This is a genomic window from Vibrio sp. V43_P6S15P86 (assembly GCF_009904725.1).
GTDB lineage: Bacteria > Pseudomonadota > Gammaproteobacteria > Enterobacterales > Vibrionaceae > Vibrio > Vibrio diabolicus.
In genome coordinates this window covers 1-9,835 of record NZ_WXWT01000100.1, presented here as the reverse complement: position 1 = coordinate 9,835, position 9,835 = coordinate 1, and the positions used below count along the sequence as shown (strand labels likewise).

Annotated in this window: 7 protein-coding genes; 2 read left to right on the top strand and 5 right to left on the bottom strand. The window is 44.2% G+C overall.

Features of this window, described 5'->3' with window-relative positions; translation table 11 throughout:
- The coding region (gene torT, locus CAG69_RS04280; RefSeq protein WP_161442885.1) for a TMAO reductase system periplasmic protein TorT at nt 1-910 on the bottom strand (910 nt) is incomplete at its 3' end.
- An 88-nt stretch (nt 911-998) separates the two neighbouring features.
- Between torT and torS the strand changes: the two genes are divergently transcribed.
- On the top strand, nt 999-3,962 hold the full coding sequence (torS, locus tag CAG69_RS04275) for a TMAO reductase system sensor histidine kinase/response regulator TorS (protein WP_161442883.1): 2,964 nt from the start codon (nt 999-1,001) through the stop codon (nt 3,960-3,962).
- A 50-nt stretch (nt 3,963-4,012) separates the two neighbouring features.
- Here the strand turns inward: torS and CAG69_RS04270 are convergent, their stop codons facing one another.
- The 3 genes from CAG69_RS04270 to CAG69_RS22695 form a co-directional block, all read right to left on the bottom strand.
- Nucleotides 4,013-4,204 carry a hypothetical protein gene (locus tag CAG69_RS04270; protein WP_005376565.1) on the bottom strand — a complete coding sequence of 64 codons (192 nt, stop codon included), beginning with the start codon at nt 4,202-4,204 and terminating at the stop codon, nt 4,013-4,015.
- Nucleotides 4,205-4,222: 18 nt separating this feature from the next.
- Nucleotides 4,223-6,577: a fatty acid cis/trans isomerase gene (locus CAG69_RS04265; protein WP_161442881.1), complete on the bottom strand. Its 2,355-nt coding sequence runs from the start codon at nt 6,575-6,577 to the stop codon at nt 4,223-4,225.
- 80 nt (nt 6,578-6,657) lie between these two features.
- A complete protein-coding gene (locus tag CAG69_RS22695; protein ID WP_161442879.1) occupies nt 6,658-7,044 on the bottom strand; it encodes a winged helix-turn-helix domain-containing protein in 387 nt (128 codons plus the stop codon).
- Between the two features lie 306 nt (nt 7,045-7,350).
- On the opposite strand from CAG69_RS22695, the gene CAG69_RS04255 reads away from it, so the two are divergent.
- Complete coding sequence (locus CAG69_RS04255; protein WP_161442877.1) at nt 7,351-8,898, top strand: arylsulfatase; 1,548 nt, start codon at nt 7,351-7,353, stop codon at nt 8,896-8,898.
- 123 nt (nt 8,899-9,021) lie between these two features.
- Here CAG69_RS04255 and CAG69_RS04250 read toward each other — a convergent pair.
- A partial coding sequence (locus tag CAG69_RS04250; RefSeq protein ID WP_161442875.1) for a LysR family transcriptional regulator occupies nt 9,022-9,835 on the bottom strand: 814 nt, incomplete at its 5' end.

The window sequence follows — 9,835 nt, the reverse complement described above, 5'->3', positions numbered from 1 at the left end:
GTTTGATGGTTGGTGAGGCATGTTTGTCATACTCTTTGCCCCTTAAGTAATGTGCTGCTTGCATGACGGAAAGCCTGCCTTGCTGCACCATTTTATCTGTTGGTGCGAAGAGCACTTTGTTACGCAATAGTCCTCGGTAAACACCATGACTTAAGTACACAGAAACCAAACCGATCTCCTCAGCTTTGCCTGCGCTACGCAGTTCACTGATAGCGGCTTCAATCGCAACCGCGCTGCCAACGATATAATCTATATTTCCCATATCAATCACACGTTGAACCAGGTTACGCTGTAACTCTTTGTCGTTGTCTGCCCAAAACGAGTCAACGATGTTGATATCACTTCCTTGGATCGCTTCATAAAATCCGGCAGTCACGGGCTTCGTACCTCCACGAGTACGCGGCCCCAAAAGTAAGGCAATGTTTGTTTTTCCTGATCCCTTTGGATGACGAGCAGCCAGATATTTTCCCGCTTCGTATCCCATCCAGTGCCAGTCAACACCGACCGTACCTTTTAACAGCTCACTTTGCTCTTCATCCAGATCGAGTTGGTTCACAGTGGCAAAGACAGGAATGTTTCCGACCCAATTCTTAAGCGAATGTTCATAGGCCTGTGGGTCCACTGTCCCAAGGACAATCGCATCTGCTCCCCATTGGCTGCACAGTGCGAGTTGTTGCTCTTGACGCGTTTTGTTTGGGTAGCCACCCGCTTCAAGGACTCTCAGCTCGACGCCTTCTTTTTTCGCTTCGGACACCATTCCATAGTTTACTGATAACCAGTATGAATCCTTTAGGTGAGGGTAAATGGCACATACTTTTTCTGCTGCAACCACTGGTAAAGAAGCGACAAGGGCTAATGTGACTGCAGAATGTTTGAAAATTGTGCGAAATGCGTGTTGATTTTTAACCATGAAATGAAGTTCGTTGGCATAGATTAAGTAAACACTGCAAAATATAACGTAATATGTCGCTGAACACGAACATTAAGGTCATGAAAATATGTTGCTAGCTACCGCAAGCATCGGTCGTAAACTCTTGTTGTCTTTCATTGCGATGGCAATGCTGGTTATGTTATCGGCACTTATTGGTGTGTCTGGATTTTCTTTAGTTGCCAAGACGGAAAGAAATGTCGTGGATTCTGCAATTCCCGCCATGATTGAAGCGAGGCAAGTCTCTGAGTTGAGTACTCGCATCATTTCGTCTGTACAACTGTTATCAAACGCAAGAAACGAGCAGGAAAGAAAAGAGTCTGGGCGTGTGCTTTTCGAACAGCTCGAATCATTGCTTACTCATATCAAAGAGCTGGGGAGTGAGTCGTTTGATTCTCAATTGCTAGAAGATCTCGAGAATAACGTCCAGAACGTTATCGACAACTTGGCAGAACTTGGTGTTTCGGTTGAAAGAAAGCTGTGGCTGGCAAAAGAGATTGATACTCGTGTCGAAGAGATGCGCTTACTGAGTGAAGAGTTGGAACAGCTAACTCGCACGCAAGTTCAGAACACGAGCACCATTGCCGTTGCTAACGTCACACATATCTATGATTTATTAGAATCGAATAAAAAATCGCAAGTTTATCAGGCACTAGATGCGCTGGTGGAAGTGGATCTAGATCTGACAGAGCGATTGCATGAGCTGCACTTATTGGCTTTTAAAATGCTGAATCAAATTGAAGAAGCTCGCACATTAACCAATATTGAGCGAATCCAGCAGGTGCAAAGTGATTTTGAAAGTAATCTCAAAATCATGAAGCGCCGTGTTCTTGCCGTGGAAGATCCCACTCGCTCTAAACAAATGAGCCAACTATTAACGGAGCTCGGTAAGCGTCAAGTCGTGTTCACTATTTTGATGCAGCAGTATGAGAATAACGAACAATCTCAACAACTTATGCAAAAGACACTGGAATTGTTTTCGGAACTGAATGGCACCGTAAACAAATTGGTTGATGATTCAAACAAAACGACAACCGTCGCTGTGGATGAATTGACGAGCACGCTGAAATTCGCTCAGTGGTCTCTAACGGTGATTTCAATTGTTGGTTTGATTGTGTTAGTGCTGATTTTATGGCGTGTTGTATACCTTTCTGTGGTTAAGCGATTGGCAGAGTACTCTGCTGCGTTGCTTTCTGTGGCGCAGGGTAACTTAGCCGTCGAGCTGGAGGTAAAAGGCAAAGATGAGCTAGCGCATATGGGGCAAGCTATCATCACGGCTCGAAATACAGCCCAAGCGCTAAAAGTGGTCGCAGAGGGAGAAGCTCAAGCCAAGCGAGAGCTCGAAGAGCACAAAGAGCATTTGGAAGAGCTCGTTGAGCAACGCACTTCACAGTTAAAACAAGCGAACCGTCGTTTGAATGAAGAGGTTTTGAATCACGCGAAAGCTCGTAAGCAAGCAGAGCAAGCGAGTCGAGCTAAATCAGCATTCTTGGCGACCATGAGCCATGAGATCAGAACGCCGATGAATGGAGTGCTCGGAACAGCACGTCTGTTGATTGACTCAGGCCTCAACCCCATTCAAAAGCGTTATGCGGAAATCATCAACCGCAGTGGTAAAACGTTGCTCGCGATTCTGAATGATGTGCTGGACTACTCCAAGATTGAAGCAGGGCATTTAGAGATTCGCCACATGGGCTTCGATTTACACCAAATGGTGGAGGACACTTTCCAGTTAATGAACAGCCGAGCTCAAGAGAAGAAGCTGTTGTTTTCCTATCATATTGAAAGTGATGTAAGTCGCTATTGGAAAGGGGATGTCACCAGAATCAGTCAAGTGCTGAACAACCTCGTCGGAAACGCGATTAAATTTACTGACGAAGGTGAAATTGATATCTATGTTAGCCTCAACCCAGAGGATGAGTCGCAAGTCCTATTCGAAGTATCAGATACCGGGATAGGTATTGCCAAAAAAGATCAGAGAACGTTGTTTGATGCCTTCACGCAAGCCGAAGGTGGGATGAGTCAAACTGGAGGAACGGGGCTTGGCCTTGCCATCAGTAAACGAATCATTGAAGCGATGGGCGGCATTTTAGAAGTCGATTCTGAAGAAGGACATGGCAGTCGATTCTGGTTCTCCATTCCATTAGAGGAAAGTGAACCTGTTGAAACCGGTGCAGTGGCAACCGCGCGCTGCAAAGTGAAAGCGAAAGTCTTGTTGGTAGAAGACAATGAAGTAAACCGAGTGGTTGCGGAAGGCTTTTTAGAAAGCATGGGCCACCAGGTCGTGATGGCAGAAAACGGCTCACAAGCAGAGCAACTGATCAGCTCGCAGGATTTTGATATCGCTTTAGTCGACATCAACTTGCCAGACTGTGATGGAACCGAGTTAATCCAACGTTTAAAACAAATTGAATGTAACAAACCAGCCAATAAAGCCCTTGCTGCTACGCCTATGATCGCAGTGTCTGCGCACGTTTTTGCCGAAGAAGTTGAGCGCTATTTAGCTGCAGGTTTTGACGGGTATTTACCTAAACCATTGGCAAAAGAAGCTCTAGCGGCATTGATTCAGGATGCGCTGGATGGAAAACCGTTGTTGTTGCCACAAAATGCCGACTGTACCCCGTTTGATCAAACTTCGCCTCAAGAACAAGCGATACAATCAAAGGTTGTTCAAGTCCCTAAAACAGAGGAATCAGATGTGGTCATCATTAACCCGAGCGTGATTGAGTCCGATATGAAAATCTTGGGCAGAGAGAAGATGTTGCACATCATCAATCTGTTTAGAACGACCAGTGCCGATGTACTAAGCAAGCTGCAAGCGTCTGCTGGTGGTAATGACAGTAAAGAAGTGAAGAACCTTACTCACAAACTAAAAGGCAGCGCAGGAAGTTTAGGACTAACTGCGTTAATGAACGCTTGCCAAGCAATTGAAGCCGCGCCTCAACCTCTAGATACCTATAATGCGATTAAAGATGATTTAGTTTCTCAAGTGTCGGCATCAATTCAAGCTCTGGATGAGTTAATGGAGAAGTAATCCATCGAGCATTGAAAATAAAAAAACCTCCGGCTTTCCGGAGGTTTTTTCTATTCGGTCATGTCATCTTCCCACTCGAATCGAGTGTCTAGGGCATAAGGGTCATCATCAAAAGGATGTTCCACTTTGCCACGCAAGTATTCGAGTTGATGCTCAAGCATATTGACCGTTTCGTAGTCTCCCTCAGAACAAGCAACGTAAATCTGTTGTTCAAGAGCGGCAATGTTATCTCGGATACCCATGAGAACCCCCTTAAATCATCATCGATTCTCAAAACGATTATAGTCAAGTAATCCAAATTCGATCGGTTGTTTTGTACGGTACCAATTGTGTAAACGATCGCTAAATGACCAGAATTTTTCTGAGCTTCTACGAATCGCAAAATTATCCAATAACTTAACGTAATCGGATTCGTTTTGGATGGCACTAAATTGATCGACAAAATCTTTTACTTGGTTTTCGTTGATCGAGAAAAATGCCGCAGGGTAGCTTCCCACAACGCCGCGTACAATGGTCATGTCATCGTTAGCAAAGTCGCGGTTGCTTTCTTCATCAAACAAGCTAGAAATATTCGTGTGTGCATTATTGTGAAGTAGGGTGAATAACTCATCTTTTCCAGACTGGCTTCTCACCATAAGCATGGTGATTTGCGGAACGGTTTTCAGGCCTTCTCCACGAGCTTGGCCAATACGTTGGAGCTGTTTTTCACTTTGAGCAGAAAGCTCAGTATCTTTAACCTCGTAGCGCGGAAGAAGAACATCTGAAACTCGTTCTCTAAGCAACTCGACTAGCTCTGTTTTTGGATCGTCAGTTTTGTACTCGACGCTGGTTGGTTGGTTAAATGGCTTCACGTTGCGTTGTAAAAAGTCACTTAACTGTGGACTTTGATCTTTATACCAGCTTGATTGCAGTTCATGGCGCATATCGGCGGGTAACAGCGAGATAAAGTTACTTTCGCCTTCTAGACGCAAGAAATCCATAAACATTCGTGTCATGAGCTGGTGGCCGAAGTTACCGTAAACGTCAAACCCAGCAACAAGCAAATAGTGGATACGCTCTAGTAGCGCGTAGTCAAGAATCCACACTGTTTTAGGCTGCTCACCAACTAACCCTTGAACAACAGAAGCACTATCAAAATGGCGGAATATCGTTAATGCCGCATTATGGTTGGTGCCATTACCATCCCAAATTACATCGGTGGATAGGTTTTCACCTTGTTTAAACCAGTTATTAGTGAACTCAGATTTAGCCTCTAGGTAGCGAGCTTGCTGGCGCGCGTACTTGACCCAGTTGGTAACAGGTAGCGTGTTACTTTCTTGTTCTGCCGGTAGTTTTAGGTTATCAGCCTGAGATCGGTAAAACTCATTTACTTCTGGGATGTCTGCTTTATCTGGATCAAGGAAAAACACCCAAAAGCGATCATTGATAACATTCAATGCCAGTTGGCCACGACAAACTGGGCCTTTGATGTATGCCATTATTGTATTTTGCGCATTATCTAGCATGAACTTAAAGCGCGATTTCACTGGAAGGTCGATGAATGATGTCATCGGGTTTGCAGCAACTTCTGGTTCATAACTCGGTAGCTGGCTAACCGTGTAATCAGCATTAATAAACCAAGTTTTCCAGTTCTCGATGCGTTGCTTGTTTAACGCGAATGGCATGTGAGTTTTATCTACTATGGTCCCTTGCTCTGGAATAATTCGATAAAACACGCGTTCAACCCCTGGATCATCGTACGGGCGACGCGTTGAAATACGTTTGACGGGCTGTCCTGGTGGTGTAGCAGAGCGGACGAGCGTGAAGAATCGGGGATCTTCATCGAGTTCCGAAAAGTAGAGATGAGATAAAAACAAATGCTCATATATATACCTAGCCATCAGCTGATTTTTCAAATCAGAGTGGTTAAGTAATGTTTCGTACTTATCTATTTGCGCTTGCTCATTCTTACTAACAGGTCGGTGAACGTTCATTATTGCGCCGTTTTCCAACCAAGTCATGAGTGTGTGGTATTCACTATTTGATAGATTTGGCATACCAAAAGGCATGCCCCAGGTTGGGTTATCCTTTTCGTATTGCTCGTATTCTTCAATCGTTGGACAGGTTTGCTCTCGGTCTATCGAAAAGTCAAAGCCTTCTAACTGGACTTGGTCAGGCAATGGGTGGCGCTCTTTTTGCTGTAGCAAACGTGCGATAAGGCCTGCATCAATGTTGGCTGCCATGCTTTGATCACGTTCGTTGAGAACCGGATGAAAACCCGCATCGCGCCACTCTTGGGTTGTTTCTGCATCTTCGAATAAGCGTGTTGGTGCTGCGGCTGTGAGTCTTGTTCCTTCATATACCAGTGCTTTACTCGCACCACGGTCAATGCCCTCAACAGAAGAGAGCTTAAGCTGACATGGTGCATCGTAGCACGCGTGGCAGACGACACAGCGGTTATCCATAATGGGTTTAACTTCGCTTTGGAAGAAGTTTGCTTGAGGGGTTTCCACGTCAACTGTGCGTTCACGCACTAGCTGTGGTCCAAACAGTTGGTCATAGTTAAGACCAGCATAGGTTGCACAGCCGGCAAACAAAGTAGCAATGCAAAGTGTAAAAATTAAGCGCAAATTCATTGAGTTATTTTACGTGATTAGAATTTGCATTAATTAAAGCAAAATAAGCGGTCAATTACCAAAAGTTGGGTCAATTAGCGTTAATTTTTCTGTTGATTGTCTGAGCGCTTGAAAATGTAACCCTGGCGGTGGATTGTCTGAATTCTGTCTGTCGGAACGCCTTCGTGAACTAGACGCTTTCTCATTCTGCTCATGTGCATATCGAGTGCTCGATCATGTTCAGTAAATTCACGTTTTAGTACTGTTTCGTAAAGAAAAGGCTTACTAAGTACTTGATCTTGATGGTGAGTGAGAGTTTGCAGCAGCTTAAATTGAATGCTTGTTAACTGAACAGATTTCTTGTTTGGTAAGTAATTGAGTACCACAGAGTGAGTGCGCTTATCTAGTAATAGCTCCTCATCATTATGGTGAACGCCGTTGTGTTGGCATTGGGAAGTTTTTCCATTTGAAACCTTGGAGTCAAGCACACGGGCACCTTAATTATTAATGGTAGTAAAACGTATTATCATTAATATTTATATAAAAGCAATCAGGTACTTTATGGGCACTGTGATATGCGTAGACAATCTTAATATTTGAGATTAACAGTAGTGATGAATGGTGCGATGGCGCTCTGAACTAAAGTGCAATTGGAGTGCGTATTAGCTACAAATAACGGTGTAATGTTAGGCAAAGATAGAAAGAATTCTCATTTATTAAATTCGCTTATCCGCTATTTGTGAACTATACATTCTGTTGCAGGAAGCACTTTTCTAATACACACAGAGGTTTATATGACAGCGAAATATGGCGTTAAACGCCGATTAGCGATTCTTGCCGCCGCTTTAATCGGTGCGACAAGTAGCAGTATCGCGGCAGAGAAACCTAACATTCTCGTCATTTGGGGTGATGATATTGGCCAGTCCAATCTCAGTGCTTACACCTTCGGCTTGATGGGATACAAAACACCAAACATAGACAGCATCGCGAAAGAGGGCATGATGTTCACGGATTATTACGGTGAACAATCTTGTACTGCGGGCCGTTCTACTTTTATCACCGGCCAGACCGTCCTTAGAACGGGTTTAAGTAAAGTAGGGCTTCCTGGCGCAGATCTTGGCTTGAAGGAAGAAGATGCCACCATTGCCGAAATGTTGAAGCCGATGGGCTATATGACGGGTCAATTTGGTAAAAATCATTTAGGCGACAAAGATGAACACTTGCCTACTAACCACGGCTTCGATGAATTTTTTGGCAACCTTTATCACTTGAACGCCGAGGAAGAACCAGAAAACGTCGATTACCCTAAAGATCCAGAATTTCGTAAAAAATTTGGTCCACGAGGTGTTATTCGCTCGTACGCTGACGGCAAAATTGAGGACACTGGGCCTCTGACTCGCAAGCGTATGGAAACCGTGGATGAAGAGACGTTGGATGCGGCGCTCGATTTTATGGATCGTGCCGTCAAAGCTGAAAAACCTTTCTTTGTCTGGTGGAACGCAACGCGTATGCATTTCCGCACCCACGTGAAAGAAGAAAATTCGGGAAAAACAGGCATCAGTGAGTATGCTGATGGCATGGTCGAGCATGATAATCATGTCGGCCAACTACTGAAAAAAGTGGACGATTTGGGCATAAAAGACAACACGATAGTCTTTTATTCAACCGATAATGGTCCACACATGAACTCATGGCCAGATGCAGGTACAACGCCATTTCGTGGAGAGAAAAATACCAACTGGGAAGGTGCATATCGAGTCCCTGCGATGGTACGTTGGCCGGGTAAAATTAAAGCTGGCTCTGTCTCGAATGATATCATGCACCATATGGACTGGATGCCAACTTTCGTTGCTGCCGCGGGTGATGACAGTATCAAAGAGAAATTACTCAAAGGCTATAGTGCGAATGGTAAGAAATTCAAAGTGCATCTCGATGGTTACAACTTCCTACCATATTTAACTGGTAAAGAGGATAAGGCTCCACGTGAAGAGATTTTTTACTTCTCGGATGATGGAGACTTAACTGCACTTCGTTATAACAAGTGGAAGCTAGTCTTTATGGAGCAACGAGCAAAAGGTACGCTGCGCATTTGGGCGGAACCATTCACCACACTTCGTGTTCCTAAGATCTTCAACTTACGTATGGACCCTTACGAAGTGGCTGATATCACTTCCAACACCTACTATGATTGGATGCTAGACCGTGCTTATATGCTGGTTCCTGCCCAAGCTTACGTAGGACGATTCCTCGAAACGTTTAAAGAGTTCCCACCAAGGCAAAAAGCGGCAAGCTTCTCGCTCGATCAGGTGATGGAGAAATTAAAAGAGAACCCAAATAAGTAGGCGAGTGCTACGTAAGCAATACGATGCAACCATATAGAAAAGAGGCTCATATGAGCCTCTTTTTTCCGTCTAATAAAAGCTTTCAGAGCAACGAATGGCAAAGAAAATGCGAATCAACAAGGCCTACAAGGAAACTGGCTCGTAGTGCGCAGCCGTTAAGTTCGCTTTAATTTTTTCACGTAGCGCAATATGAGCAGGGTTGTTGATCTCTCGCTTGTGGTAAACAAACTTGTAAGGGATAGCGCATATAGAAATGGGGCAGGGCAAAATTTGAAGTTTGAGCGCTTTGCTCCACTTGTTTGCAAAAGATTGAGAAACGATCCCTAAACTGTCTCTTTGGGCGACATACAGCGCCATGCCTGCTAGCGAAGATGTGATCAAGTCGACCTTTCTTTCTTGAATTGTTTCCTTTGCTAGTTGCTCGAACCCCGACATGTTGTTCCATTTTCCTGAAAACAAACAGTGAGTTTCTTCATAAAATTGCTCTTTTGTGAGCGTGCCGTGTACACGGGGATGGTTCTCACGACAGATAACCACGGCTTCTTCCTCATAGGCATCTTCAATAATAAACGCTGCATCTTTTGTGATCACCGTATCGATTACTAGATCGACTTTTTGTTGTCTTAACAGCTCAAATAATAGGAATTTTTCGGGTGGTGATTCATAAAAAATAGTGTTCTTTATCGGGTCCATAATGTGCAACAAAATTTCCGAACAACACACTTCAAAATGATTTCTATCAGATATCGCATTGTCAATAATACTAACCGCTTGCTGGAATTGCGGCAGTAATTGATAAGCGGTGGAGGTTAGTGCGATACCTCGCCCTTTTTTAACGAATAATTGCTTATCGACGACTTGCTCTAAACGCTTTATTGCAGCGCTCACAGCAGGTTGTGTAAGCCCTAATTGTTCCGCGGCTTTTGTATAAGATTGA